This window comes from Pseudomonas sp. DWP3-1-2, from assembly GCF_049896285.1.
Classification (GTDB): domain Bacteria; phylum Pseudomonadota; class Gammaproteobacteria; order Pseudomonadales; family Pseudomonadaceae; genus Aquipseudomonas.
The window spans coordinates 257,700-282,129 of record NZ_JAFCTZ010000001.1; the positions used below are offsets into that span (position 1 = coordinate 257,700).

Sequence of the window (24,430 nt, forward strand, 5' to 3'; positions counted from 1 at the left end):
CACTTCATTCAGAGGATGTTGGATTGCCGTCCATAAATAAGGCCGTCCACGGCAATTGCCGTGATCGAGTCGTCACGGCTCGAGTAATCCAGAATGATTCGGGGCAAGTTCTCCGTCGCTTGTCCGCACACCATTTGCCCGGCTTTTTCCGGGTCAAACATGCTGAAGTGACAAGGGCATTTAAATACCTCGGCAGCCGGGTCATACGTGACAGTACATCCCATGTGAGTGCACAAAATACTGTAAGCGACAATGTCGCGATCCGGTCCGACACCCGCCATGACTTCCTTGCCTTTCCTGATTAACATGCAGGGCGATGACGGGTCGGGGTAAAAAAACGATAGGGGCTGGTTAAGTTTGAGTTCACTTGACCGGGCAATTGTATTCGAGGGATAAGGCAGCGTCGTTCGGCCTTGCGAGGCGGGTGGCGGCTGTTGTGCAAGACCGGGTGAGGAAACGGCCATGGCACCGATGGCAGCGGCACCACCAGAGAGTTGTAGTAAGCGGCGACGCGAAAGTGTGGTCATGGGGTCAATTCCTCTGGCTGATCGCGGGCGGATCAGATTTTCTTGTTATGGAATATCCAGAGTTCAAGCGTAGACGATAAGTAGATGCTCACGTGTCTTTCGTCGTATATATACCCGGGTAGCTATAACAACATGTTAATAAATTGAGACTCTTTATTAACTTATTGCTAAATCTGCCAGACACACGATCAATGGCCTTCGGTTTCCCCTGGCAACAGGCCGTTCAAGGACGTATCAATCTCATCGACCCGGAGCGCTGGGTGGGGCATTGTCGTCTTGAGCTTGGCCTGCAGGGACTTCACGTGGAGTACCTTTGGCGCTTCTGGAGCGCGACAGCCTTCTGCAGGCCTACAGTGCTTTTATCGCCGCAGTAACTTGCAATCGCGTCTTCGTCCATATCGCAAGCGATTCGAGTGAGCAGAGGTGGCTCCCCATTCACCAGATTGACCTCGACATTTCCGCCCAGTAATCCACCTTCCTGGATCAGCCCGATCAGGCGCTCCGGGTTAGCCGAGCTTGCGGCAGTGTTACTCGGCCAAGCGGATTCGAATCTGTTTCTCAATCTCGATGATCGCAAAAAGTGCCATGCCCACGCCGATGATCAGCAGGCCATCAAGGAACGGGATGGCCTCGGTGGCAAACACCTTTTGCAATGGCGGCGCGTAAGTGATTGCAAACTGCGCAACCGTCACCACTGCAACGGTCATCCAGACGACCCGGGTACCGCGAATGCCCTCCCAGGTCAGCGATGTGCTGTAGATATTGCGAATGAAGAACAGGTGGAATATTTCCATCACGACCAGCGTGTTCACCACAATGGTCCGGGCCAGTTCCATGGAGTATCCGCGTTCAAGGGCATACGAAAAAATGCCGTAGACACCACAGAGGAACAGGATCGAAACAAGCACCATGTGCCAGACCAGTTTTCCGCTTATCAGTGGCTCCTTGCGCGAGCGAGGCGGCCTGCGCATCGTGTTTTCTTCGGTGGGCTCGAACGCCAGCGCGATGCCGAGGGTCACCGCGGTAATCAGATTGATCCACAGAATCTGTATAGCCGTTACCGGCAGGGTGAGGCCGAGCAGCAGCGCGACAATGATGATCATGGTTTCGCCGGCGTTGGTCGGCAGCGTCCAGCTCAGGACTTTCTTGATGTTGTCATAGACGGTCCGGCCTTCGCGAACCGCCGCCACGATGGACGCAAAATTGTCATCTGCCAGCACCAGGTCTGCGGCTTCCTTGGCCGCTTCACTGCCTTTGCCACCCATGGCAATACCGGCATCGGCGCGCTTGAGCGCCGGCGCGTCGTTAACGCCATCGCCGGTCATGGCCACCGTCATGCCATTCGATTGCAGCAGCGTGACTAGCCTGAGCTTATGTCCCGGGCTGGTACGAGCAAAGATATTGACGTCCTTTACCGCCTCTTTGAGGGTGGCGTCGTTCATGGCGTCCAGGTCTACGCCGGTCAGCACCTTGTCGGGGTTTTGCAAGCCGATCTGGCGACCGATGGCCGCAGCGGTACCGCCGTGATCGCCGGTGATCATTTTTACGACAATGCCTGCGGCCTGGCATTGCTGAACAGCCTCTATCGTCTCGGCTCGGGGCGGGTCTATCAGGCCGACCATCCCAAGCAGGGTTAACCGTCCCTGCACGTCATCGAATTCCAGCACCGTGTGCTCGGGCGGGACGGATCTGACAGCAAATGCCAGGACTCGCTGGCCCTTGGCAGCAATGGCGTTCGCCTGTTCGTGCCAATAGGATGCGTCGAGCGGTTCAGTACCGCCCGCGTTTACCTGCTGTCGGGTGCTCATTGCCAGTATCTGCTCGGGCGCGCCCTTCACATAGATCGCGGCATGTTGATCATGGTTGTGGTGCAGTGTCGCCATGAAGCGGTGTTTGGCGTCGAACGGGATTGCATCGGTGCGCGGCCAGGTTCCGATGTTTTCATCGCTGTCGATTCCGGTCTTTACGGAGAACGCCAGCAAGGCACCCTCCATGGGATCGCCTTCCACCTTCCAGGCGTCCCCATGCAGGCGCAGGGCCGCATCGTTGCACAGGCTGGCAGCCCGTCCCAGTTCTGCCAGCGCCGAGTAACTCCCGGGGTCTACTGGTTTGTCCGCACGGCTGATGCTACCCGTCGGCTGGTAGCCTGTGCCATCGACCGTGAAGACGTAATCGTTGGTTACGACCGAGGCCACCATCATTTCATTGCGAGTGAGTGTGCCGGTCTTGTCGGTGCAGATGACGGACACCGAGCCGAGGGTCTCGATGGCGGGCAGACGACGCACAATGGCATTGCGGCGCGCCATTGCCCGAACGCCGACAGCCAGCGTGATGGTCAGGACCGCAGGCAGCCCCTCCGGAATCGCCGCGACGGACATCCCCACCACGACCATGAAGATATCGCCGAACGCGTAATTCCCCACATAGTGACCGAACAGGAGCAATAGGCCGGCGACTAACAGAATCAAGATCGTCAGCCAGCGCGCAAATACATTCATTTGCTGCACCAGCGGGGTGGTCAGTGTTTCGACTTCTGCTAGCAGGGTGCTGATTCGTCCGATTTCGGCTACTGCCGCCGTCGCCACAACGACCCCGGTTGCCTGCCCACAGGTCACCAGCGTGCCGCTGAATGCCATGCACGTGCGGTCACCCAAGGCCGCTTCGAGGCCTACTGGCCCGGTATTTTTCTCCACGGGTACGGATTCACCGGTGAGGATGGCCTCCTGAATTTGCAGTCTGTTCGCGTGCAGCAGGCGTAGATCAGCAGGGACTTTGTCTCCGGCCTCCAGCAATACGATATCCCCCGGGACCAGCTCTTCACCCGCAACGCTCAAGCGTTCACCCGCACGAATCACGGCGGCGCGGGGGGCCAGCATCTGGCGGATGGCGTCCATGGCTTTTTCGGCCTTGCCTTCCTGTATATAGCCAATGATTGCGTTCGCAATCACCACCGCCAGTATCACCACGGTGTCCCATAAATGTTGCAGCAACGCGGTAATTGCAGCGGAGCCTAGAAGTACATAAATCAGAATGTTGTGAAACTGCAGCAGAAATCTTAGCCACGCCGGTCGCCGTGCAGCTTCCGGCAGGCGATTAAAACCATTTTTTTCCAGGCGGACTTGCACGTCGGTCGGCTCCAACCCGACATGCTCATTGACGCCAAGCAGGTTCGTCACCTGGTCCGCAGGCAGGGTGTGCCATGTTTTGGTGTGGGCAGGGGCGGGTGTTTGCTTATCTGCGGCGTCGACCACTTGCTTGATCAATGACTGTCTCCTGTGCGCGCAGCTCAAGTGAACCGGGCTAAGGTGCTCGTAAGCGGGTGGGGTTATATCAGCATGCTGAAAAAGTACGCCCCCTTACATGCTCTTTGTCATGTAGCTGACCCGAACCAAAATATTCATGCAATCAACGGCGTAGTGAGTATTGATGTAAATCAAATTATTGCGGGCTGGTAGTGTGACAGGATGTTTTCCAGGGTGATGTATGCACTGGGCTATCGGGATTAATCAAAGGCATTTCGCCCTGAAACTACTGGAGCACGGCATTATTTATAAAGCGATTAATGCGGGCTTCTCTGCCCTGTTCATTAAGAGCAGGCATGCAGTCGCTTCAATAGGATGCTCATCCGGCGCCTCACGCTCTCCCTGCAACTCGGTCACCACGCTGAAGTCGCTCACTTCAACAGTTCCTGGAGTAAATAAAGGGTGTCGACATTAACTGTTTCAGGCTGTTTGATGCGGCCATGTGCGCGGGTCTTAGGTGTTAACATGCCAGCTTTTTAGCCCCCCTAGAGGACGCTGATGACCAAGCATCAAGCTACAGCCGAAACCCCTAGAGCAGCCGCGATCCTGGCCCGCTTTCTGTCCTCGGAGTCCGCTGGCGGTCTTGTGCTGATGGGTGCCGCCCTGGCGGCTCTGATTGTCGCGAACTCGCCCCTTTCCCAGAGTTACTTTGCCGCCTTGCACAGCGTGTGGTTGGGCATGTCCGTGGAACATTGGGTCAATGATGGCTTGATGGCGATCTTCTTCCTGATGGTCGGTCTCGAAATCAAACGAGAAGTGCTGGCAGGTGGACTCTCTACCTGGGGGCAGCGCGCTCTGCCGGGATTTGGTGCCGTGGGCGGCATGATTGTTCCTGCGTTGATTTACGTCGCCATCAACTGGGGTAATGCCGAGACCCTGGGCGGATGGGCGATCCCGGCCGCCACTGACATCGCATTCGCCCTGGGTGTCTTGTCGTTACTGGGTAAACGAGTCCCGACGTCGTTGAAGGTCTTTCTGGCCGCCCTGGCGATCATCGACGATCTGGGTGCGGTGGTCATCATTGCCTTTTTCTATACGTCGGGCCTTTCCATGCCGATGCTATTGGCGTCTCTGGGGACGCTGGTCATCCTGATTGCAATGAATCGGTTGGGCGTAAGAAAGCTGTTCCCCTACCTCTTGGTCGGGGCTGTATTGTGGTTTTTCGTGCTGCAATCGGGCGTGCATGCCACGTTGGCGGGTGTCGCCGTCGCGTTGTGCATCCCTATGGGCAGGCCTGAGGAAGAAGCGCGTTCCCCGCTGCTGTTTCTGGAAGAGAAACTGCATTCATGGGTGGCGTTCGCGGTGGTGCCGATTTTTGGCTTCGCCAACGCGGGCGTTTCATTGGCCGGCATGTCCGTGGAGAACCTGGTCGATCCGGTGCCGTTGGGTGTAGCGCTGGGTCTGTTGGTGGGTAAGCAGGTGGGTATTTTTCTGCTGGCCGCTCTGGCCATCCGCCTGGGGCTGGCGAAGTTGCCGGAAGGAAGCAGCTGGCTTCAGCTTTACGGCGTAGCACTGTTGTGTGGCATTGGCTTCACGATGAGCCTGTTCATTGGCAATCTGGCGTTTGCCGGCTCCGCCCATTTGATCGATGAAGTCAAAGTCGGGGTCTTGCTCGGTTCGATTCTGGCGGCGATTGGTGGCGTTATCGTTCTTCGACGCAGCAGCGTCCCGGCACCTGTTGCCGTAACCAAATAAGCATCCTCCCTGATGGCCACAGTACCTCCCTGAACCGGGCAGTACTGTGGTCGGGGGCGTGCGTTAGCTTAGCGAAGCAGCAATACGGGCAGGGTGGCTGTTCGAAGCATGGTTGTTGTCGTGCTGCCCACCAGAAACTGTCTGATGCGTGAGTGCCCGTAGGCCCCCATGACAAGCAGATCAATGCCGTGCTCGGCCTGATAATCCTGCAGAGCTGACTCCACCTCACCTTGTCGTATCTCTGTTTGAACCTTGAAGCCTGAAGAGGCGAGCGTTACTTGCGCTTTCTCCAGCGCCTCTCGGCTGTTATCCGAGTCTGTGCCAACCATGACCAGATGAACCGGCAAGCCTTCGCATAACGGGCTGGCGGCGAGGGTCTGGACGGTTTTGTGGGCCGTGGGGCTGCCGTCGAAGGCGAGCATGACCTGCTCGGGTTTCTTGAAGTTCGTGGTTGTGATCAGGATCGGGCGGTGAATGGTGCGTACAACAGCCTCGATCTGGCTGCCAAGACTGAGCGCATCGCGTGTGCTGTCTTCACCGGTTCTTCCAATCACCAGCAGCCGTATATCGTTCTGAAGGTCGCTCAGGCTCTCGACCAGATGGCCATGGCGCTGCTTCAGTTCAGGCAAAACAGCCCCCGATGTGAGGGTCCGCTCCCTGGCCTTTTCCAGCATGTGTTGCCCGTGCTCCAGGGCGAGCCTGGCACGCTGGGCATCCAGCGTCGCCAATTCCTCCAGCAGATGTTCTCGGCTTCCAAGGCCGATATTTCCGTTGAGATCAGCAGATGCGGGGTATTTCTCTTCATCCAGCACGTGCAGCAAGGTCAGAGGTGCATGAAGTTTTTGCGACGCCCAGGCCGCGTAATCGCAGACTGCCAGTGAAGATTGTGAGCTATCAATGCATGCCATTACGTGGGTCATTGTCGATCTCCTTAGTGGCTCATGAGCGTGTCGATGGCGTCAGGTTTGTCGTGCACGCCAAAGCGGTCAACGCTGGTTGCGCTGGCCTCATTCAAGCCCGGCACTTGCACCTCGGCACCTTCGCGACGGAACTTGATGACGACCTTGTCCAGTGCCGCAACGGCGGGGATATCCCGGAAGTGCGCTTGCGTCAGGTCAATGGTGACGGTGTTGAGCGCCTCCTTGAAGTCGAAAACGTTGGTGAACTTGTCCGCTGAGGTGAAGAACACCTGGCCCACAATGCGGCAAGTGCGAATGCGACTCTGCCTCGTCCAGACTGCTTTGGATGTCGAGGCAGTGGCCGACTTTGTTGGCGAAAAACAGGGAGGCCAGCAGCACGCCCACCCATACACCGCAGGCCAGGTTATGGGTGGCCACGACGACCACAACGGTCGCGACCATGACGATGTTAGTCGACAGTGGGTGTTTTTTCAGATTGCGCAGGGAATCCCCGCTAAAGGTGCCGATGGAGACCATGATCATCACCGCGACGAGGGCTGCCATAGGGATTCTGGAGACTCCTGGGGCATTCGGGGTCTGGACGTTCCTTGATGGGCGTCAACCGCGTGGACGGGTCTGCTCTGTATGCTGCGCAGCAACCGACAGTCTTGTCGGTGGTGCTCATCCTGAAGCGCGGGAATTCAGACGACGGGATTGGCGCCTCCCTCACAGCGAGAGAATCCCTCCCGCTGAAATGAGAGCGAGAACGCCATGCTCTATCTGCTGTTTCTGACGTTGCATTTGTTCGCCGCCTTGATTTTTATCGGCACAGTGTTTTTTGAAGTCCTGTTTCTTGGAAGTTTGCGCAAGCAACTGCCCGTCAAGGTCATGGTGCTGGTAGAGCAGGGCGTGGGTCGGCGGGCTCGCACCCTGATGCCATGGGTGCTCCTTGTATTGTTCGGGGCGGGGCTGGGAATGGTCTGGCTGCGCTATTGGCCGACCCTTGCCACACCCTTGGCTTCATCGTTCGGTACATTGCTGACACTGAAAATCGCGTTCGCAGTGAGCGTCCTTCTGCATTTTCTGACCGCCATGGTGCTATTCAAACGTGGCCTGATGAATGCCCGGTATCTGCAATTCATCCATGGCAGTGTGTTCTGCCACATGATCGTCATCGTACTGCTGGCCAAGGGGATGTTTTACCTGACGTGGTGACAGGGCTTGCGAGGGGCTGTTACGTCACAGGCACTTTACCCACGCTTGATACAAATCAATGAGCGTGGGTCGCCAGCCTCTGAAACTGTCGGTTCCCAGCCTGTCCCGGAGACCTGTCATGCTCAATGTATTTCACAACCCCGACGGGCTGAACGCTCAGTGTGAGCGGAGGGTGTCTTATACCGACTGCCATGTGGGTACTGAACAGTTCCATGACGGCGTCGGCTCTCTGGATTTGCTTCGTGCACTGCGCAGCAGCCGCCAGAGGTGTCGTCCTCTGTCGCTGAATGTGCAACTTCCTGCACTGAAGCCTTCTTGTCGTTCTTCAAGCGACGTCTCATGCCAGCGCCGTGAAACCGAACACTATCTCCAGCGTCTGGAACGTGAGATCGACCTTGTGAGTTGTCACCTCGGGACAGGGCAACGGGTCGAAGAGTTCCATCTATGGGGAGGAACATCCAATACCACTGATCTAAGGCGACTGATGAGCCACCTTCGTGGTCGTTTCAATTTTCTCGGACATGATTGGGCAGACTACAGCGCTGCAGTGGACCTTCACCATACCGACTGGTCGACCATGGGCGTGCTGCGTGACCTGGGGTTCAACCATATCAGCATCGGGGTGACGGACATCGGTGCCGACAGTGAAATGTCGGCGGCCGGTTTCCAGAACCCGGCGCCGATCCATTCGCTTATGGATGCCGCTCGAACATTTGGTTATCGGTCCATCAGTGTTGATCTGGGTTATGGCCATGCCTGGCAAACCCCCGACAGTCTGGCGCTGAAACTGGCAAGCATCATCGAGCTGGAGCCGGACAGGCTGCTGGTGTTTGACTATGACCGGCTGCCCCAACGCTATCGGTCCATGGCCGGGGAAAGAACATGGGCGCTGTGCAGCGAGGAAGATAAAGACGCCATGCGCCGCATCTGCCTCGAACAGTTGACAGGCGCCGGTTATCACTACTTGGGCCTGGGGCAGTTTGCCCGGCCAGATGACGATCTGGCGATTGCTCAGGAGCGCGGGCAATTGCATCGCACGTGCGAGGGATTCACTCGATACGGGCATTGCGACCATATCGGATTGGGTTTGGGAGCCATCAGCCAGATCGACGATCTGTATACGCAGAACACCGAAGCGCTGGCACGCTATCAGCAGCAACTGGATAGGGATCAATTGCCGACGAGCCGTGGCTGGCGCGGCAAGTAACCCTCGATCAATGGCCAGACAGCCCATCCAGAGTGTCATGCCCGAGCACGCGGCCCTCGCTTGATCACGATCAAGTTTGCCGGCGGTGCGGCTTGCCAGTGGGTCACGACGACCCTTAGCGTGGTCGCTGAATTCACTTTGGAACACGCCGCTCATGGACCCTACCGAGTCATGCACACCGTCCGCCGAGCCATTCTATAAACCGTTGAACAATGAGCAGATGCTGTTCGAGCAATCCTGGCGACACGGCATGCCGGTGTTGATCAAGGGGCCGACAGGGTGCGGCAAAACCCGTTTTGTCCAGCACATGGCCCATCGGTTGAAGCTCCCGCTGTATACCGTAGCCTGTCACGACGACCTCAGCGCGGCTGACCTGATCGGCCGTCATTTGATCGGGGCCGAAGGAACCTGGTGGCAGGACGGCCCGCTGACCCGAGCGGTGCGCGAGGGCGGCATCTGTTATCTGGATGAAGTCGTCGAGGCCCGGCAGGACACCGTCGTCGTGTTGCATCCGCTGGCCGATGATCGTCGGGAGCTGTTCCTGGAACGCACCGGCGAAGTGCTGAAAGCACCGCCTTCATTCATGCTGGTGGTGTCTTACAACCCCGGCTACCAGAATTTGCTCAAAGGCATGAAACCCAGCACCCGACAACGCTTTGTGGCCATGCGCTTTGATTACCCCTCTGTCGCCGATGAAGAACGCATTGTTGTCGTAGAGGCTCAGGTAGACACTGCGCTGGCGGCGCAAGTGGTCAAGCTGGGGCAGGCGCTGCGCCGACTCGATCAGCATGATCTGGAGGAGGTCGCCTCGACGCGGCTGCTGATTTTCACGGCGCGAATGATCCGCTCCGGCATGAGCCCGCGTGAGGCGTGCATGGCCTGTCTCGCCGAGCCGTTGAGTGACGATCCACAAACAGTCGCGGCGCTGATGGACGTGGTTGATGTCCACTTCTGTTGAGCCCGCGGGTGTTGTGCGGGGTCACCTGCCGGGCGATCTGGCGATGTGGTTTTTCATCCTGGCCGAGCTGTCGGTGTTCGCCATTTTGATTCTGGCGTTTGCCGTGACTCAGGCAATCAAGCCTCAGATGTTCATTGAGGGTCGCTCGTTACTGAACACGTCCACCGGTCTGGCGATGACACTGAGCCTGCTCACTGCGGGTTTCTTCGCCGCCCTGGCTCAAGAGCAAGTCAGGCGCTCAAGGCCCCGCCACGGGGTGATTCTGGTGATGGTCGCGTTGACCGCTGCGAGTGTCTACGTAGCGCTGAAAGTGATGGAGTACCGGCACTTGCTGGCTTCAGGGCTGGGCATGGAGCGCGACACGTTTTTCACCCTTTACTGGATTCTCACCGGTTTTCATTTTCTCCATGTATTGCTCGGCATGGTCATCCTCGGATGGCTGGCCGCGCGTTGCTTTCGCAGCCTCTACAACGCAGACCAGCGCAGCGGGTTTGAATCCGGCGTGCTGTATTGGCACATGGTCGATCTGATTTGGGTCGTGCTTTTTCCGTTGGTCTACGTGCTCGATTGACGTGAGGTTTTATGTCTGCTTCCAGATTGCTGTTTGTTTGCTGGGTGGGGCTGGCCGTGTTGAGCGTGTGTACGGTGGTCTTGGCACAGTTCGGCGCGAGCTGGCAGCTATCAGTCGCCATCCTGGCAGTGGCAGTTTGCAAGGCCTGGCTGATCACCGATGGGTTCATGGAGCTGCGCCGCGCACCGCGACTGTGGCGCCGTTTGATGTTGAGCTGGGCGTTGGTGTTGGCCGTACTGGTGGGGCTGAGTCTGTTGTCAGTCTATTCAACGTAATACCTGACTAAAACCATCTGGCTTTCTTGATCGCCATCAAGCAGGTTTCACGCCCTCGCTTCCTATCATGGGCATGTTTAGCAAAGAGGAAGCGACGATGTCAGAGACCTTCACAAAAGGCATGGCCAGGAACATCTATTTCGGCGGAAGTATCTTCTTCTTCCTGATATTCCTTGCTTTGACTTACCACACGGAACAGACATTTCCCGAACGCAGCAATGAAGCGCAATTAACCGAATCGGTGATACGCGGCAAAACGGTCTGGGAACACAACAATTGCATCGGCTGCCACACGCTGTTGGGCGAGGGTGCCTATTTCGCGCCTGAGCTGGGCAACGTGTTCCAGCGTCGGGGCGGGGAGGAGGGCTTCAAGCCTTTCCTGCATGCCTGGATGAAAATGCAGCCGCTGGGCGTACCGGGACGGCGGGCAATGCCCCAGTTCAATTTGAGTGAGCAGGAGGTGAATGATATCGCCGAGTTCCTCAAGTGGAGCTCGAAAATCAACACCAATGGCTGGCCGCCAAACAAGGAGGGCTGAGAGATGAGCATGGCTAATCCGCATTTGAAATTCGCCTCGCAAGCCGTCGCCAAACCTTACTTCGTGTTTGCCCTGATCCTGTTTCTCGGTCAGGTACTGTTCGGTTTAATCATGGCGCTGCAATACGTGATCGGAGACTTTCTGTTCCCGATCATTCCCTTCAACGTGGCGCGGATGGTGCACACCAATCTGCTGATCGTCTGGCTGTTGTTTGGCTTCATGGGCGCCGCTTACTACCTGATACCGGAAGAGGCCGATCGCGAGTTGCACAGTCCAAGGCTGGCGATCATTTTGTTCTGGGTCTTCGCTGCCGCCGGGGTGTTGACCATCCTGGGCTATCTGCTGGTGCCTTATGCCAGCCTGGCCAGATTGACCCACAACGAACTGCTGCCGACCATGGGGCGTGAGTTCCTGGAGCAACCGACGATTACCAAAATGGGCATCGTGGTGGTGTGCCTGGGCTTTCTCTACAACATCGGCATGACCCTTCTCAAGGGGCGCAAAACCACGGTCAGCATGGTCATGATGACCGGGTTGATCGGCCTGGCAGTGTTCTTCCTGTTCTCTTTCTACAACCCCGGCAACCTGGTCCGTGACAAGTTCTATTGGTGGTGGGTTGTGCATCTCTGGGTAGAAGGCGTCTGGGAGTTGATCATGGGCGCGATGCTGGCTTTCGTGCTGATCAAAATCACCGGCGTGGACCGGGAAGTCGTGGAGAAATGGCTGTATATGATCATCGCCATGGCGTTGATTACCGGCATCATCGGTACGGGTCACCACTTCTTCTGGATTGGCGCACCTGAGGTCTGGTTGTGGGTCGGTTCCATCTTCTCCGCGCTGGAGCCGCTGCCCTTTCTGGCGATGGTGATATTTGCGTTCAGTACGGTGAAGAACCGCCGCCGACATCACCCGAACCGTGCCGCAACATTGTGGGCCAAGGGCACAACGGTGACGGCCTTCTTCGGCGCGGGCGTCTGGGGCTTCCTGCACACGCTCGCTCCCGTCAATTTCTACACCCACGGTTCGCAACTGACGGCCGCTCACGGCCACCTGGCGTTCTACGGTGCTTACGCAATGATCGTCATGACCCTGATCAGCTACGCCATGCCTCGTTTGCGCGGCTTGGGTGAAGCGGGCGATGAGCGTTCGCAGAACCTGGAAATCTGGGGCTTCTGGTTGATGACCCTGTCAATGGTGATGATCACGCTGTTCTTGACCGCCGCCGGTGTCGTACAGGTCTACCTGCAACGCTGGCAGGCTGACGGGATCGCCTTGCCCTTCATGGCCACGGTCGAGCAGATGCAAGGGTTGTTCTGGGCACGGCTGGTGGCCGGGGTCGGTTTCCTCTGCGGTTTGCTCTGCTATTTGCTCAGCTTCAGACAGCGAGGGCGCGCGGCGTTGCGTGCCCCGGCGGCGGTGGTGCCCTCATGAGTCGGTATCACGGCTAGAACACATCGGCCCGCTGACACAGCGGGCTGTTTTTGAGTTCCGAGGAGCGCAACACCATGGCCTTTACCGTCGAGCTGGAAGAATGGGCAGGCAGTGTCTGGCATCGCTTCATCACCCGGCGTGGCACCCCGGATTTTCCCGAGGCGCGTGTCGAACTGGTCAGCCAGCAACGTGCGCTGGCGCTGTTGTTTCGCGCCATGGGCGGCGCCAACGGCATCAGTCTGGAAGCGGCCAGCGACCGGGATTTGCTGTTACGGCGTAGCGTGTTGCAGCAGATTGCCGGCACCTGCAAGCAAGTGCCATTGGCGTGGTGTGACGACAATACTGTTCGGCTGCCGTCGAGCCTGGCGGTGTTCCCTGAGCCTGCCATGAATCAGGAACTTTACCGTTGGCTCGCGTTGTTGGCCGCACAGGCTGGCCAGATGCGGCACTGGGGTCGGGACAACCAACGCTGGACCCAAATGCTATTGAGGCGTCATCCGGCGTTGCGGGTTCGCTACACCCGTCTGGTGGAGGCTCACCTGCAACTGCGCCCTGATCCGGCGTCGCTTAACCGCAGTGAAGCGGCACTGGAGCGTGCGATACGTCAGGCGCTACGGGAGCCAGGCAGCGTCGAGCATTTCCCTCGTAGCGAACGGGCGGCGTGGCCGCTGCCCCTGTGGCTGTACCCGCCGCAGCACCTGGCCAGCCCGTTGGCTGCCAATATGGAGGATGAGTCCGAGGAGTTTTTGATAACGCCGCCCGGCGAGCAGATCGGTGGGCGAAAACGGGCCAAACGCATTGATGACAGCTCCCGTGATGGGGGATTGTTGGTGGTACGTCTGGAGAATCTGTTCAGTTGGACGGAGCATGTGGACCTGGATCGCTGGTCAGACGATAGCGAAGACCCGGACGCTGCAAGGGTCGCCGACGACCTGGACGAACTGACGCTGTCACGCACCCGGCTGCGCAAGGGCGGCGGCCTGAAACTGCACCTGGATTTGCCACCCGCCGATGTTGACGATATTCCTCTGGGTGAGGGCATCAAGTTGCCGGAGTGGGATTATCGTAAAAATCAACTGCTGGATGCTTTCGTTAATCTGCAAATGATGGTGCCTCGCGACTGTGAACCACAGCCGCTGCCGCCAAGGCTGAAGGCATCGGCGCTGCTGTTACGCCGCCAGTTCGAACATTTGCGCAACGATCGTCAATGGCTACGCCAGCAACCTCAAGGGGCTGAACTGGACATGCAGGCCTGGCTGGATTTTCACGTTGAGCGCGAGCATGGCCAGTGCGCCGAGCGCGGTCTGTTCATGGAAAGACGCCAGACCCGGCGAGACCTGGCGTGCCTGTTGCTGGCCGACGTGTCGATGTCCACCGACGCGCACTTGAACGACGAGCATAGGGTCATCGAGGTCATACGCGACAGCCTGCTGCTCTTTGGCGAAACCCTGTCGGGACTGGGCGATGACTTTGCGCTGTATGGATTTTCCTCGCTGCGGCGCCAGCAGGTGCGCATGCAGGAGTTGAAGTCCTTTACCCAACGCTATGGTGATGAAACCCGCGGTCGCATCCAGGGGCTCAAACCGGGGTACTACACGCGCATGGGTGCCGCGATTCGTCAGGCGACGCAGTTGCTGGCGCGCAGCAAGCGACGCAGCAAACTCCTGTTGCTGCTGACCGATGGCAAACCCAATGACCTGGATTTATACGAAGGTCGCTATGGGGTCGAAGACACCCGTCAAGCGGTACTGGAGGCGCGTCGCCAGGGGCTGACGCCGTTCTGTATCACCATTGATCGTGAAGCCGGGGACTACTTGCCCTACATGTTTGGGGCAAATGGCTACACCTTGATCCGCCAGCCCGAACAATTGCCCCTTCGCTTGTCGCAGTTGTATCGCCAACTGACCCAGCCTTGAACCCTATGGCGCGGTTTCAGCCCGTGCCACGCGGTAACCAGAAAAACATCGCCACACAAAAGATCGTCAAACCGATGCAGAACCACTGGAACCTGCGCAGTCGGCGCGCTGTGGCCTGTTCGGCCAACGCTGGCAGGGGCATGCCACATTGGCAACACACGGTTGTCTGGAGTGGGTTGATGTGTTGGCAGTACAGGCAGACGGGCATGGCGCTCACTCAAACTGCTCCAGACGCAGACGATCCAGAATGGCAATTTGGCGGCCGTCCTGAGTGATGATGTTTTCGTCGATCAGGCGGCGAATGATCCGCGAAAAAGTTTCCGGCTGGATCGAAAGGTGCCCGGCAATCAGTTGCTTGGCCATGGGCAGTTCAAACTGGCTGTCCACGGTTTGCTGGCGCACCAGTTGCGTCAGCAGGTAACGCACGACACGGTGGGTAGCATTTTTCAGGGACAGGGTCTCGATTTCATTGACCCTTTGATGCAAGCGAACGCACAGCTTACCCAGTAGCGCAAAGGTCAGCCGGCTATTGCTTTGAAGCAGGCGTATGTAGGTGCTGTTGGACAACTGGTAGAGCTGAGTGGGGCAGATGGCCTCTGCCGAAGCCACATAATTGGGGGTGTCCATTAACATCATTGCTTCGGCAAGGGTGTGTCGATCGCCGATGACTTCGAGCACTTTCTCCTGCCCATCAGGGGTCAGCCGGTAAATTTTCACCGCACCGGAAATCACGAAATAGAACGAATCGGCCGGATCACCCTGATGGAACAATGGGTCGCCCTTGTCGATGCTCAGCAAGTGGCTGGTGCTCATCAATTCATCCAGCTGCGCTTCGTTGAGCGGCTCGAATAAATGATGACTGCGTAAAATCTGGTGGTGGACGCGATGAAGCACCATGGAAATTTATCCTGAAGGGTGAGGAAGGGGTAGGTAATGCCGTCAGACAAGACCGAGAGAAAGGCTGCTGGCCAGGGCCAGGACTGAGCTCAACACCACAAACCACGCCACTGGCTGAATGACTTTTTTCATGAGATTCCGAGTAATGAGAAGGGAAAAGCGTTCTGTAGGTTTCCCCTTACTCAGCAAGACGCGGGCCACCCCCTCACGCCTTGGTAGACGCGGCCTTACCGAAAGATGAGGTAAAAATAACCATGAAAAATAGGGTGTTATTAACCACTAAATGGTCATATTGACCCGGTATTGAAAGCGGCGGGACACGACAAGCCAGCCCTGGCATGGATCCGCACCGGGGGGCACGGCCCTTGCACACTTGATCGCAGACAAGGCGTTTGAACGCCCAGACCCGAAGATTGAACCCGAATTGACCTCGACGCTTGCGGGTGAGTGTCAGGAAGAGCAAAGGAGTGGCTGTATGCAAGTGCTTGACCGCCGCAAGGCGATGGCGATCCCACCGCTGTTACGGCTGGCCTTTCGGCCATTTTTCCTCGCGGGCTGTCTATTGGCCCTGTTGGCCATACCGCTTTGGCTGGCTGCGTTCAGCGGTTCGGTATCCGGTTGGCAGCCTGCGGGCGGTTGGCTGGGTTGGCATCGACATGAATTGTTGTTCGGGTTCGGGCTGGCGATCATTGCCGGCTTTTTGCTCACTGCCGTGCAGACCTGGAGCGGTCTCCCCGGTCTCAGCGGCAAACCCCTGGCCGCGTTGGCGGTGTTGTGGCTGTGCGCCCGAGTGGCGTGGCTGGCTAACGTACCGTGGCCGGTTCTCGTGGTACTGGAGATGATATTCCCGCTGGCTGTCGCGTTCGTCATGGGCATCACCCTGTGGAAGGTGCGGCAAAAACGTAACTACCCGATCGTGATGGTGTTGCTGCTGTTGGCCGCCGCCGACGGGCTCTCCCTGTTCGGTTTGGTCGAAGGCCATGAAGGCTGGCAGCGCCAAGGGGTGCTCACCGGCATCTGGCTGGTGGCAGCGATGATGGGGTTGATCGGTGGGCGGGTCATTCCGTTCTTCACTCAGCGTGGCCTTGGTCGGGTCCAGGGCGTTGCGGCGTGGCCGTGGCTGGACGGACTGTTGTTGATCGGTTCGGCGCTGGTGGCGGTGTTGTATGCGGCAGGACCTGCCCTCAACCCCGATGTATGGGTGGGCCTGCTGTTCATCGCACTGGCGGCGGGGCACCTGATACGCCTGGTTCGCTGGCATGATCGGGCGCTCTGGCGAGTGCCGTTGTTGTGGTCGTTGCACTTGGCCTATGGCTGGTTGGCGGTGGCGTGCCTGGGCATGGGGCTTTGGCATCTCGGCGTGTCACTCAATCCGAGTCTCGCAGTGCATTGCCTGACGATAGGCGCGATGGGCGGCTTGGTGCTGGCGATGATTGCCCGGGTCAGCCTTGGGCATACCGGTCGGGCTCTGGAGCCGCCCTCGGGCATGACATTGGCCTTCGTTTTGCTCAATCTGGCGTGCCTGAGCCGGGTCGGACTGTTCCTGTTGTTCCCTATGCCCGCGTTGTGGCTGGCCGGTCTGTGCTGGGCCCTGGCGTTTGCGTTGTACGCCTGGCGGTATGGACCGATGCTGCTGAAAACCCGGGTGGACGGTCATCCAGGATGAATCATCGTGCCCATGGAGATTGTCGTTGATGTATCCCTTTTTACTGGTGACACACCTTCTGGCAGCGATTGCTTTTATCGGAACGCTGTTCTTTGAAGTGGTGATCTGGCACCGCGCCCGTCTGCAATTGACGGCTGCGGCGCAAACAACTGCGGATCAGGCCATTGCGGTTCGCTCACGCAAGGTTCTCCACGGGGTGGTGTTGCTGTTGTATGGCGCAGGCATTGGCCTGGCGTGGCAGTATCAAAGCGCCTTGAGTCAGCCACTGGCCAGCAGCTTCGGGACGTTGTTGAGCGTGAAGATCCTGCTGGCCTTGAGCATCGTCTGCCATTACCTGTTGCTGGCCTATTGGCTGACGCACGCACGGCTTACCACCGTCCGGGCCGGCTGGATTCGCCGCAGCATCCTTGGGCATATGGTGCTGATCGTGATACTCGCCAAAGCCATGTTCTATTGGCACCCTTGATCGTCAAATGTGACGTGCAAAAAAACGCGCCAACCGTGGGTTGGCGCGGCTGTTCCGAGCGCAAGTCGATCAATGACCGGGGGCCAGGGCGTTTACGAATAGCACGTTGTTTTCCAGATGGATGTGCTGCATCAAATCATCCCGAAACTCCTGCAGCCCACGATACAGGGCCCGCCAAGTGTTGCACGCATCGGCCGGTGGCGTGATGTCGTGAGTCAGGGCAAGCACTTTTTTCAGGGATTGGCCATGCTGATCATGTTCGAAGCGCAGCACCTGAATCGGCGGCGCAGCTTGAAGGCCGATGCCCCGTTGCAGCATGGGAAAGAGCACTTGTTCTTCCTTGAGCATGTGGCCTTCAAGTTCCTGATACAGATCGGTCAGCAGGTCGGTCAGGCCGATGGGGCAACTGCTGCGCGTCCCATGCACCTGCTCCACACGACGGGCCAGGCGGATAAGCTCCGGCAGTTGTTCGCGGTGTCGAGCGTGGTAGCGCGCCAGCAGATGCGCAATCAGCCGTTCCGGAGCTTCGTTGCGCCAGTCGTGCCGGGTTTCGCCATTGTTTTGCAGAGCGTGCAGGGCATCGGCGATCAGCATTGGGTCGAGGTCGTTGGTCAGGGCTGCTTCACGCAGGCTTTGATGGCCGCCACAGCAGAAGTCCAGTTTGAACGTGTGAAAAATCCGGGTGGCTCCGGGAATGTCGCAGGCCAGTTCACCGAGGCTTTGTTCCAACAGGGGCTGGTTCATGATGATTCCTTATGTGGATGTCAATGGTCTCCAGGGTTATTGCATCCCGCATGCCATAGCTAACTGATTGATACGTATCTATTTATTTTTAGTTGTGGTGGTAAGCACCCTGACGCTTTAGGGTGAATTCAACCATAGAGGGTAATGACTACCATGTTGCGTGAAAGTCTGGCCGCCGACCTGATCGTCGAGTTGCCCAACGCCGTAAGGCTGGACCGACTGGTTCAGACCTTGCGCGAATACTTCAACGCAGGCGCCGTGTGCCTGCTGCGGCTGGAGCAAGACAGCCTCAGGCCGGTCGCCACGGTGGGGCTGGCTCATGAAGCACTGGGGCGCCGGTTTGTCATTGCTCAGCATCCCCGCCTGGCGACGATCATGGCGTCACGCGAGCCCACGTGGTTCGAGCCCGACAGCCGCCTGCCGGACCCGTATGACGGTTTGCTCGACAACCATGGTGGCGAACCGTTGACCGTGCACGACTGCATGGGCGTGAGTCTGTATGTGGAGGGGCGCACCTGGGGCGCCATCACGTTTGATGCGCTGCAGGCCGGAACATTCGACAGCCGTGCCCGGGAGGAACTCAAGCGCTGCACGTTGCAGATCGAAGCCGCCGTGCGCGTCACTCGGCTTGAGCGGGAAAACCGCAGCTTGCGCTTGTCCCGCAGTGACCTTCAAGACGTGGGTAAGGCGGCCGATGATGGCGAGATCCTCGGGCAGAGCGAGGTGTTGCATCAGTTGCTGAACGAGCTGGATCTGCTGGCCGATTCGGATCTGCCGGTGTTGCTGCTGGGTGAAACCGGCGTCGGCAAAGAGCTTTTTGCGCGACGTCTGCATCGCATGTCACGGCGCAGCCACAAGCCGCTGGTCCAGGTCAATTGTGCCGCGTTGCCCGAGGCCCTGGCAGAAAGCGAGTTGTTCGGCCATGTAAAAGGGGCCTTTTCCGGCACCACCGGTGACCGGCCCGGACGCTTTGATGCCGCCAACGGCGGTACGCTGTTTCTCGATGAAGTCGGCGAGCTGCCGTTAAGCGTTCAAGCGAAGTTACTGCGCACGTTGCAGAACGGCGAGATTCAGCGGCTGGGCGCCGACAAGCCATTGCATGTCAATGTCCGAATCATCGCCGCGACCAACCGGCATCTGCCGGACAGCATCCGCGACGGCCTGTTTCGTGCTGACCTGTATCACCGGCTTTCGGTGTACCCGGTGCCGATCCCGGCGCTGCGCGAGCGAGGTCATGATGTGTTGATGCTGGCCGGGCACTTTCTGGAGCTCAACCGGGCGCGACTCGGCCTGCGAGGTTTGCGCTTGTCGTCCGCAGCCGAGCGCGCCTTGTTGGCCTACACCTGGCCGGGCAATGTGCGGGAACTGGAACATGTGATCAGCCGCGCCGCGCTCAAGCAGCTCAGCCGTGGTACCAGTCGCGCGCACATCATGACGCTGGAACCGCAAGTTCTGGATCTCGACAGTGCGCTGGGCGCTGTGGGGGCCACCGTCGCGCAGCCCCGGGAGGTGATGTCCGACCTGCCATTTCAGGCCTTGGGTGACGCTGTGGACGATTGCCAGCGCCAAAAGATCCTCCACGCCCTGAGCCTTTCCGGGGATAACTGGGCCAGCGCCGCGCGCTTGCTGGAAGTCGATCCCAGCAACCTGCACAAACTGGCCCGGCGTCTTCGCCTCAAGTAAGGCGCGGGTTGCCGAGAAATGTCTCGTTCTATGGCTCGTATGAGCCGCCGGCCTTGTCGAGGTACCTCCTTGGAGGAATAGGCCAGGTCGTGATTCCGGTTCAGGCTGGGCCATACCCATTTTTACGCAAAGGTTTGGTCATGGCCCATTTGGCGCAACGCACGTTTGAACCCCTGAACATTGCCGTACTGACCATCAGTGATACGCGAACCTCAGACACCGACACCTCGGGGCAAACCCTGTGTGATCTGTTGACGACGGCCGGGCATGTGCTGATTGATCGCGATCTGGTCAGGGATGACATCTATCAAATTCGCGCTACCGTATCCCGCTGGATAGCCGACCCCAACGTGCAAGTTGTCCTGATGACAGGCGGCACCGGCTTCACCGCGCGTGACAATACGCCCCAAGCCGTCTTGCCCTTATTGGATAAACACGTGGAAGGCTTTGGCGAGCTGTTCCGTCAGGTCTCCCTCGCGGAAATCGGCATGTCCAGCTTGCAGTCCCGGGCGTTGGCCGGGATGAGCAACGGTGTGCTGGTGTGCTGCGTTCCGGGTTCGCCGGGGGCCTGCCGAACCGCCTGGAACGCCATCCTGCTGGGGCAATTGGACAGTCGAACCGGGCCGTGCAATTTCGCCCCGCATTTGAAACCTCAGGCGCAGCGGAGCGTTGCAGCCTGTGAGACGCGTTCATGAGCGCCCGGGTGTGTGACAGCGGTCATTTGATGCCGGTCGACGAGGCGATTCAGCGTCTGCTGGACAAGGCACCCGCGCCGCCCTTGCCTCAGATGATTCCTCTGGATCAGGCCCTTGGCCGGGTGCTGGCCTCGGACATCTACTCCCCGGTGAACCTGCCGGCCTGGGACAACAGTGCCATGGACGGGTATGCCCTCCGGGCGGCTGACCTGCCTCCAGAGGGTGGGTATTTGACCGTTGGCGGGCGAATTGCCGCGGGGGACCCCACGGGCCCCGCGCTGCTCGCGCAGCAAACGGTGCAAATCTTTACCGGCGCGCCGCTGCCCCCGGGCGCCGATACGGTGGTACCCCAAGAGTGTTGTCAGGTCGAGAACGGCCGCGTCCGGTTCACCCCGGTAAACCTTGGCGAGCACGTGCGCAAGGAAGGCGAAGAAGTCCGTCGAGGTGACCTGCTGCTCGAGGCTGGCAAGCGCCTGCGGGCACCGGAAGTGGGCTTGCTGGCTGGCTGCGGCATCGCACAGGTCGAGGTTTATCAACCCTTGCAGGTGTGTTTGCTCAGCAGTGGCAATGAGCTGCGCGAGCCGGGTGATCCCTTGGCACCCGGGCAGATTTACAACAGCAATCGCTATTGCCTCGCCGCCTTGCTGCGGGGCTGGGGCGTTGAGGTGAACGACTACGGCGTCATGGCCGATGAGTTGGTGGCCAGCCGACACGCCCTGAGCCTGGCGTCGTCGGAGTGCGATTTGCTGCTCAGCTCCGGCGGCGTATCGGTGGGTGAGGAAGACCACCTCAAACAGGCGATCAACGAGCTGGGCAGCGTGGATTGTTGGCGACTGGCGATTCAGCCGGGCAAGCCGCTGGCTTTTGGTGAGGTGGGCGGTAAGCCCTGGATCGGCATGCCGGGCAATCCTTCGGCGGCGCTGATTACCGCACTGGTGGTGGTGCGTCCATTCCTGCTCAAGGCCCAGGGCGTGACCAATGTGCTGCCGGTGCCATTGGCGGTGCCGGCCGGGTTTGACTGGTTGCAGCGCAACAAGCGCCGGCAGTACCTGCGAGCACGGCTGACGCCCGATGCCGACGGCCAGTTGAGCGTGGAGCTGCACCCTCAGCAAAGCTCGGCGATGTTGAGCGCTGCCTGTTGGGCCGATGGGCTGGCGGTGATCGAGTGCGAGCAGCAAGTGCTCCGGCACGACAACGTGATGTTCCTGTCTTTTGCGGACCTGATGCAGTAAGGGCAATTGATTGCCGTCAAGGCCATGTCAGTCGGTCTGGCTAGACTGGCAGCGTCTTTTCGAACGGTGCGCGACCCGCACCGGGGGATGGCCGAGAGGCGTTTTCTCATGAGGATCACCCATGCAACTGGTCTGTCCGGCAGGCAACCTGCCTGCGCTCAAAGCGGCGGTGCGCCAAGGCGCTGATGCCGTCTATGTCGGGTTTCGCGATGACACCAACGCCCGGCACTTCGCGGGGCTGAACATGGACGACAAACAGTTCGACGCCGCCGTCGCCCACATCCGCCAGCACCAACGAAAGCTCTACGTCGCCGTCAACACCTACCCGCAGCCCAAGGGCTGGGAGCGCTGGCAGCGGGCTGTGGATCGTGCCGCCGATTTCGGCGTGGACGCGCTGATCGCCGCCGATCCCGGGGTGCTCAACTACGCCAGTCAGCGCCACCCGCAACTGGCCTTGCACTTATCGGTTCAGGGCTCGGCGACTCACGCTATGGCATTGGCGTTTTATGCGCAGCGCTACGGTATTCGTCGCGCCGTGCTGCCCCGCGTGTTGTCGTTGGCGCAGGTACGCCAGGTCGCCGCGAGCAGCCCGGTGCCCATCGAGGTTTTTGGTTTCGGCAGCCTGTGCATCATGGCCGAAGGGCGCTGCCATCTGTCTTCCTACATCACCGGTGAGTCGCCCAATCTGTGCGGTGTCTGCTCGCCCGCCAAGGCGGTGCGCTGGAACGAGGACGCCCAAGGCTTGAATGCTCGCCTCAGCGACGTGTTGATCGACCGCTATACCCCCGATGAGCCCGCCGGTTACCCGACCTTGTGCAAGGGCCGTTTTGTGGTCAACGGCAAACGCTTTCATGCTCTGGAAGAACCTACCAGCCTCGACACCCTGGACTTGCTGCCGGAATTGACGGCCATTGGCGTCGAAGCCATCAAAATCGAGGGCCGCCAGCGCAGCCCTGCCTATGTGGAACAAGTCACGCGTGTCTGGCGGGCGGCACTGGATGCCCATCGAGGTTCGCCGGGCAGTTTCCGCGTCAAGGAAGAGTGGCGCCGGGTGTTGGCCGGTTTGTCCGAAGGCAGCCAGACCACCCTGGGTGCTTACCATCGATCATGGCAATGAGGGACGACACATGAAGCTCAGCCTGGGACCGGTCCTTTTTTATTGGGACAAAGCGCAACTCAGTCACTTCTACGCCGAGATGTCGGCCTTGCCTCTGGATGTGATTTATCTGGGGGAGACGGTTTGTTCGAAACGTAGGGCGTTTTCGTTGGATCAGTGGCTTGGGCTGGGCCGTGAGTTGCAGACGTGCAGCCAGGCTCAGTTGGTGATCTCCAGCCTGACTTTGATCGAAGCCGCGTCCGAACTCGCCAGTCTTCGCCGCCTCTGCGACAACGGCGAATTGCTGGTGGAGGCCAACGACATGGGCGCGGTGCAGTTTCTCGCCGAGCGCAATCTGCCGTTTGTGGGCGGTCCGGCGCTTAACTTGTACAACGGGCATGCGCTGGGGCAATTGCTGGACTGCGGAATGACTCGCTGGGTGCCGCCAGTGGAGTGTTCGGCAACGCTGATCAGCGATGTGATCGAGCAGGTACGCGAACTGGGTCGCCCAGTACCGGAAGTGGAAATCTTCGCCTACGGGCATCTGCCGCTGGCGTATTCAGCGCGCTGCTTTACAGCCCGTTCGGAAAACCGCCCCAAGGATGACTGCCAGTTTTGCTGCATCAATTACCCCGATGGTCTGGCGTTGACCAGCCAGGAAGGTCAACCGCTGTTCACCCTCAACGGTATTCAGACGATGTCGGCGCAAGTAACCAATCTCCTGGCCGATTATTCCGGACTGGTGGCGTGTGGGGCCGACCTGTTGCGCCTCAGCCCGCGTTTGCAGGGCATGACCGAAGTCATCGGCGCCTTTGAGCGGGTCCGCTCGGGCGAGGCCCCGCCGGTTTTCGTCGAGGGGTGTAATGGCTACTGGCATGGCCAGGCAGGCATGCTGCGCGTCGAGGAGGTGGGCCTGTGTTGAACCGGAAGAAATGGTTGTTGAAAGGCGCTGACCGGCTATTGCCGTGGGTGCGTCGAGTGCCTTTTGTCGTGCAACGTGTGGCGTTGCAGCAGGGGCTCAATCGCGCCCTTGCCGAGCCGCTACGTGCCGGTGAGTTTGAAGTGTTGCGCGAGCGTTGGCTGTGTCTGCGCATCCCGGACATTGGTGTGTGCTGGTACCTGACACTGGGCGACGAAGGCTTGCGCGTTGCCGAGCGTGCCACGGCGCACGTGACCATCAGCGGCAACTGGCGAGAGTTTCTGCTCCTGGCCAGCCGCCAGGAAGACCCGGACACGCTGTTCTTTCGCCGACGCCTGGTCATCGAGGGCGATACCGAACTGGGTCTGGCGCTGAAAAACCTGATCGACAGCCTTGATCCCGACGTGTTGCCCGTGTGGCTATGGCGCAATCTGGAGCGGGCGGGGAAGGGGTTAGCGGCGCAGTAACTCCGATTGCACGGCATTTACCGCAGCGGCG

At 59.1% G+C, this 24,430-nt stretch carries 22 protein-coding genes and 2 pseudogenes; 17 read left to right on the forward strand and 7 right to left on the reverse strand.

What is annotated here, in order from left to right; translation table 11 throughout:
• Positions 1–8 precede the first annotated feature (8 nt).
• Both ACP7B0_RS01245 and ACP7B0_RS01250 read right to left on the reverse strand, forming a co-directional pair.
• Positions 9–527, reverse strand: a complete 519-nt coding sequence (locus tag ACP7B0_RS01245) for an arsenate reductase (azurin) small subunit (protein ID WP_426139103.1) — start codon at positions 525–527, stop codon at positions 9–11.
• A 527-nt stretch (positions 528–1,054) separates the two neighbouring features.
• Complete coding sequence (locus tag ACP7B0_RS01250) at positions 1,055–3,787, reverse strand: cation-transporting P-type ATPase (RefSeq protein ID WP_426140039.1); 2,733 nt, start codon at positions 3,785–3,787, stop codon at positions 1,055–1,057.
• A 540-nt stretch (positions 3,788–4,327) separates the two neighbouring features.
• On the opposite strand from ACP7B0_RS01250, the gene nhaA reads away from it, so the two are divergent.
• Complete coding sequence (nhaA, locus tag ACP7B0_RS01255; RefSeq protein WP_426139105.1) at positions 4,328–5,524, forward strand: Na+/H+ antiporter NhaA; 1,197 nt, start codon at positions 4,328–4,330, stop codon at positions 5,522–5,524.
• A gap of 68 nt (positions 5,525–5,592) precedes the next feature.
• On the opposite strand, the gene ACP7B0_RS01260 is transcribed toward nhaA, so the two are convergent.
• Both ACP7B0_RS01260 and ACP7B0_RS01265 read right to left on the reverse strand, forming a co-directional pair.
• Entirely contained in the window at positions 5,593–6,444 is an 852-nt protein-coding gene (locus tag ACP7B0_RS01260; RefSeq protein WP_426139107.1) for a universal stress protein, read from the reverse strand.
• An 11-nt stretch (positions 6,445–6,455) separates the two neighbouring features.
• Positions 6,456–7,002, reverse strand: a pseudogene (locus ACP7B0_RS01265) (STAS domain-containing protein); the annotation flags it as partial.
• 192 nt (positions 7,003–7,194) lie between these two features.
• Between ACP7B0_RS01265 and ACP7B0_RS01270 the strand changes: the two are divergent.
• The 8 genes and pseudogenes from ACP7B0_RS01270 to ACP7B0_RS01305 all read left to right on the forward strand — a co-directional run bounded on the left by ACP7B0_RS01270 (position 7,195) and on the right by ACP7B0_RS01305 (position 14,534).
• Positions 7,195–7,638 (forward strand): CopD family copper resistance protein, encoded by a 444-nt coding sequence (locus ACP7B0_RS01270; protein WP_426139109.1) that lies wholly within the window; start codon positions 7,195–7,197, stop codon positions 7,636–7,638.
• A 118-nt stretch (positions 7,639–7,756) separates the two neighbouring features.
• Positions 7,757–8,836, forward strand: a pseudogene (locus ACP7B0_RS01275) (coproporphyrinogen III oxidase); the annotation flags it as partial.
• Positions 8,837–8,999: 163 nt separating this feature from the next.
• Complete coding sequence (locus ACP7B0_RS01280; protein WP_426139111.1) at positions 9,000–9,803, forward strand: CbbQ/NirQ/NorQ/GpvN family protein; 804 nt, start codon at positions 9,000–9,002, stop codon at positions 9,801–9,803.
• Positions 9,787–10,374 carry a cytochrome c oxidase subunit 3 gene (locus tag ACP7B0_RS01285; protein ID WP_426139113.1) on the forward strand — a complete coding sequence of 196 codons (588 nt, stop codon included), beginning with the start codon at positions 9,787–9,789 and terminating at the stop codon, positions 10,372–10,374. Before ACP7B0_RS01280 ends, ACP7B0_RS01285 begins: the two co-directional genes overlap by 17 nt.
• A gap of 11 nt (positions 10,375–10,385) precedes the next feature.
• On the forward strand, positions 10,386–10,649 hold the full coding sequence (locus tag ACP7B0_RS01290) for a cytochrome C oxidase subunit IV family protein (RefSeq protein WP_426139115.1): 264 nt from the start codon (positions 10,386–10,388) through the stop codon (positions 10,647–10,649).
• 97 nt (positions 10,650–10,746) lie between these two features.
• Positions 10,747–11,187 carry a c-type cytochrome gene (locus tag ACP7B0_RS01295; RefSeq protein WP_426140040.1) on the forward strand — a complete coding sequence of 147 codons (441 nt, stop codon included), beginning with the start codon at positions 10,747–10,749 and terminating at the stop codon, positions 11,185–11,187.
• A gap of 3 nt (positions 11,188–11,190) precedes the next feature.
• Positions 11,191–12,618: a cbb3-type cytochrome c oxidase subunit I gene (locus tag ACP7B0_RS01300; RefSeq protein ID WP_426139116.1), complete on the forward strand. Its 1,428-nt coding sequence runs from the start codon at positions 11,191–11,193 to the stop codon at positions 12,616–12,618.
• Positions 12,619–12,692: 74 nt separating this feature from the next.
• Positions 12,693–14,534 (forward strand): nitric oxide reductase activation protein NorD, encoded by a 1,842-nt coding sequence (locus ACP7B0_RS01305; protein ID WP_426139117.1) that lies wholly within the window; start codon positions 12,693–12,695, stop codon positions 14,532–14,534.
• Between the two features lie 16 nt (positions 14,535–14,550).
• On the opposite strand, the gene ACP7B0_RS01310 is transcribed toward ACP7B0_RS01305, so the two are convergent.
• Entirely contained in the window at positions 14,551–14,751 is a 201-nt protein-coding gene (locus ACP7B0_RS01310) for a protein DnrP (RefSeq protein ID WP_426139118.1), read from the reverse strand.
• Positions 14,748–15,431 (reverse strand): Crp/Fnr family transcriptional regulator, encoded by a 684-nt coding sequence (locus ACP7B0_RS01315; protein ID WP_426139119.1) that lies wholly within the window; start codon positions 15,429–15,431, stop codon positions 14,748–14,750. Before ACP7B0_RS01315 ends, ACP7B0_RS01310 begins: the two co-directional genes overlap by 4 nt.
• Positions 15,432–15,906: 475 nt before the next feature.
• On the opposite strand from ACP7B0_RS01315, the gene ACP7B0_RS01320 reads away from it, so the two are divergent.
• Together ACP7B0_RS01320 and ACP7B0_RS01325 are read left to right on the forward strand one after the other, a co-directional pair.
• The gene (locus tag ACP7B0_RS01320; RefSeq protein ID WP_426139120.1) at positions 15,907–17,097 is read left to right on the forward strand and encodes an NnrS family protein; all 1,191 of its coding nucleotides are present in this window, start codon (positions 15,907–15,909) and stop codon (positions 17,095–17,097) included.
• Between the two features lie 28 nt (positions 17,098–17,125).
• Complete coding sequence (locus tag ACP7B0_RS01325; protein ID WP_426139121.1) at positions 17,126–17,563, forward strand: hypothetical protein; 438 nt, start codon at positions 17,126–17,128, stop codon at positions 17,561–17,563.
• Positions 17,564–17,632: 69 nt separating this feature from the next.
• Here the strand turns inward: ACP7B0_RS01325 and ytfE are convergent, their stop codons facing one another.
• On the reverse strand, positions 17,633–18,307 hold the full coding sequence (gene ytfE / locus ACP7B0_RS01330; RefSeq protein WP_426139122.1) for an iron-sulfur cluster repair protein YtfE: 675 nt from the start codon (positions 18,305–18,307) through the stop codon (positions 17,633–17,635).
• Positions 18,308–18,460: 153 nt separating this feature from the next.
• On the opposite strand from ytfE, the gene norR reads away from it, so the two are divergent.
• The 6 genes from norR to ubiT all read left to right on the forward strand — a co-directional run bounded on the left by norR (position 18,461) and on the right by ubiT (position 24,399).
• Positions 18,461–19,990, forward strand: coding sequence for a nitric oxide reductase transcriptional regulator NorR (norR, locus tag ACP7B0_RS01335; RefSeq protein ID WP_426140041.1), 1,530 nt, complete (start codon positions 18,461–18,463; stop codon positions 19,988–19,990).
• A 140-nt stretch (positions 19,991–20,130) separates the two neighbouring features.
• Complete coding sequence (gene moaB, locus ACP7B0_RS01340; RefSeq protein WP_426139123.1) at positions 20,131–20,685, forward strand: molybdenum cofactor biosynthesis protein B; 555 nt, start codon at positions 20,131–20,133, stop codon at positions 20,683–20,685.
• The gene (gene glp, locus ACP7B0_RS01345) at positions 20,682–21,917 is read left to right on the forward strand and encodes a gephyrin-like molybdotransferase Glp (RefSeq protein WP_426139124.1); all 1,236 of its coding nucleotides are present in this window, start codon (positions 20,682–20,684) and stop codon (positions 21,915–21,917) included. Before moaB ends, glp begins: the two co-directional genes overlap by 4 nt.
• Before the next feature lie 121 nt (positions 21,918–22,038).
• Complete coding sequence (gene ubiU, locus ACP7B0_RS01350; RefSeq protein WP_426139125.1) at positions 22,039–23,034, forward strand: ubiquinone anaerobic biosynthesis protein UbiU; 996 nt, start codon at positions 22,039–22,041, stop codon at positions 23,032–23,034.
• Positions 23,035–23,044: 10 nt separating this feature from the next.
• Positions 23,045–23,935 (forward strand): U32 family peptidase, encoded by an 891-nt coding sequence (locus ACP7B0_RS01355; protein ID WP_426139126.1) that lies wholly within the window; start codon positions 23,045–23,047, stop codon positions 23,933–23,935.
• A complete protein-coding gene (gene ubiT, locus ACP7B0_RS01360) occupies positions 23,929–24,399 on the forward strand; it encodes a ubiquinone anaerobic biosynthesis accessory factor UbiT (RefSeq protein ID WP_426139127.1) in 471 nt (156 codons plus the stop codon). The genes ACP7B0_RS01355 and ubiT overlap by 7 nt, the downstream gene beginning before the upstream one ends.
• Positions 24,400–24,430 lie beyond the last annotated feature (31 nt).

Excerpts from the sequence above, each read along its gene's own strand:
- ACP7B0_RS01355 (WP_426139126.1), top strand. The coding sequence starts at position 23,045 with ATGAAGCTCAGCCTGGGACCGGTCCTTTTTTATTGGGACAAAGCGCAA.
- ACP7B0_RS01300 (WP_426139116.1), top strand. The coding sequence starts at position 11,191 with ATGAGCATGGCTAATCCGCATTTGAAATTCGCCTCGCAAGCCGTCGCC.
- ACP7B0_RS01260 (WP_426139107.1), bottom strand. The coding sequence starts at position 6,444 with ATGACCCACGTAATGGCATGCATTGATAGCTCACAATCTTCACTGGCA.
- ACP7B0_RS01305 (WP_426139117.1), top strand. The coding sequence starts at position 12,693 with ATGGCCTTTACCGTCGAGCTGGAAGAATGGGCAGGCAGTGTCTGGCAT.
- ACP7B0_RS01280 (WP_426139111.1), top strand. The coding sequence starts at position 9,000 with ATGGACCCTACCGAGTCATGCACACCGTCCGCCGAGCCATTCTATAAA.
- moaB (WP_426139123.1), top strand. The coding sequence starts at position 20,131 with ATGGCCCATTTGGCGCAACGCACGTTTGAACCCCTGAACATTGCCGTA.
- ubiU (WP_426139125.1), top strand. The coding sequence starts at position 22,039 with ATGCAACTGGTCTGTCCGGCAGGCAACCTGCCTGCGCTCAAAGCGGCG.
- ACP7B0_RS01320 (WP_426139120.1), top strand. The coding sequence starts at position 15,907 with ATGCAAGTGCTTGACCGCCGCAAGGCGATGGCGATCCCACCGCTGTTA.
- nhaA (WP_426139105.1), top strand. The coding sequence starts at position 4,328 with ATGACCAAGCATCAAGCTACAGCCGAAACCCCTAGAGCAGCCGCGATC.
- norR (WP_426140041.1), top strand. The coding sequence starts at position 18,461 with ATGTTGCGTGAAAGTCTGGCCGCCGACCTGATCGTCGAGTTGCCCAAC.
- ytfE (WP_426139122.1), bottom strand. The coding sequence starts at position 18,307 with ATGAACCAGCCCCTGTTGGAACAAAGCCTCGGTGAACTGGCCTGCGAC.
- glp (WP_426139124.1), top strand. The coding sequence starts at position 20,682 with ATGAGCGCCCGGGTGTGTGACAGCGGTCATTTGATGCCGGTCGACGAG.
- ACP7B0_RS01290 (WP_426139115.1), top strand. The coding sequence starts at position 10,386 with ATGTCTGCTTCCAGATTGCTGTTTGTTTGCTGGGTGGGGCTGGCCGTG.
- ACP7B0_RS01270 (WP_426139109.1), top strand. The coding sequence starts at position 7,195 with ATGCTCTATCTGCTGTTTCTGACGTTGCATTTGTTCGCCGCCTTGATT.
- ACP7B0_RS01285 (WP_426139113.1), top strand. The coding sequence starts at position 9,787 with ATGTCCACTTCTGTTGAGCCCGCGGGTGTTGTGCGGGGTCACCTGCCG.
- ACP7B0_RS01325 (WP_426139121.1), top strand. The coding sequence starts at position 17,126 with ATGTATCCCTTTTTACTGGTGACACACCTTCTGGCAGCGATTGCTTTT.
- ACP7B0_RS01295 (WP_426140040.1), top strand. The coding sequence starts at position 10,747 with ATGTCAGAGACCTTCACAAAAGGCATGGCCAGGAACATCTATTTCGGC.
- ACP7B0_RS01245 (WP_426139103.1), bottom strand. The coding sequence starts at position 527 with ATGACCACACTTTCGCGTCGCCGCTTACTACAACTCTCTGGTGGTGCC.
- ACP7B0_RS01315 (WP_426139119.1), bottom strand. The coding sequence starts at position 15,431 with ATGGTGCTTCATCGCGTCCACCACCAGATTTTACGCAGTCATCATTTA.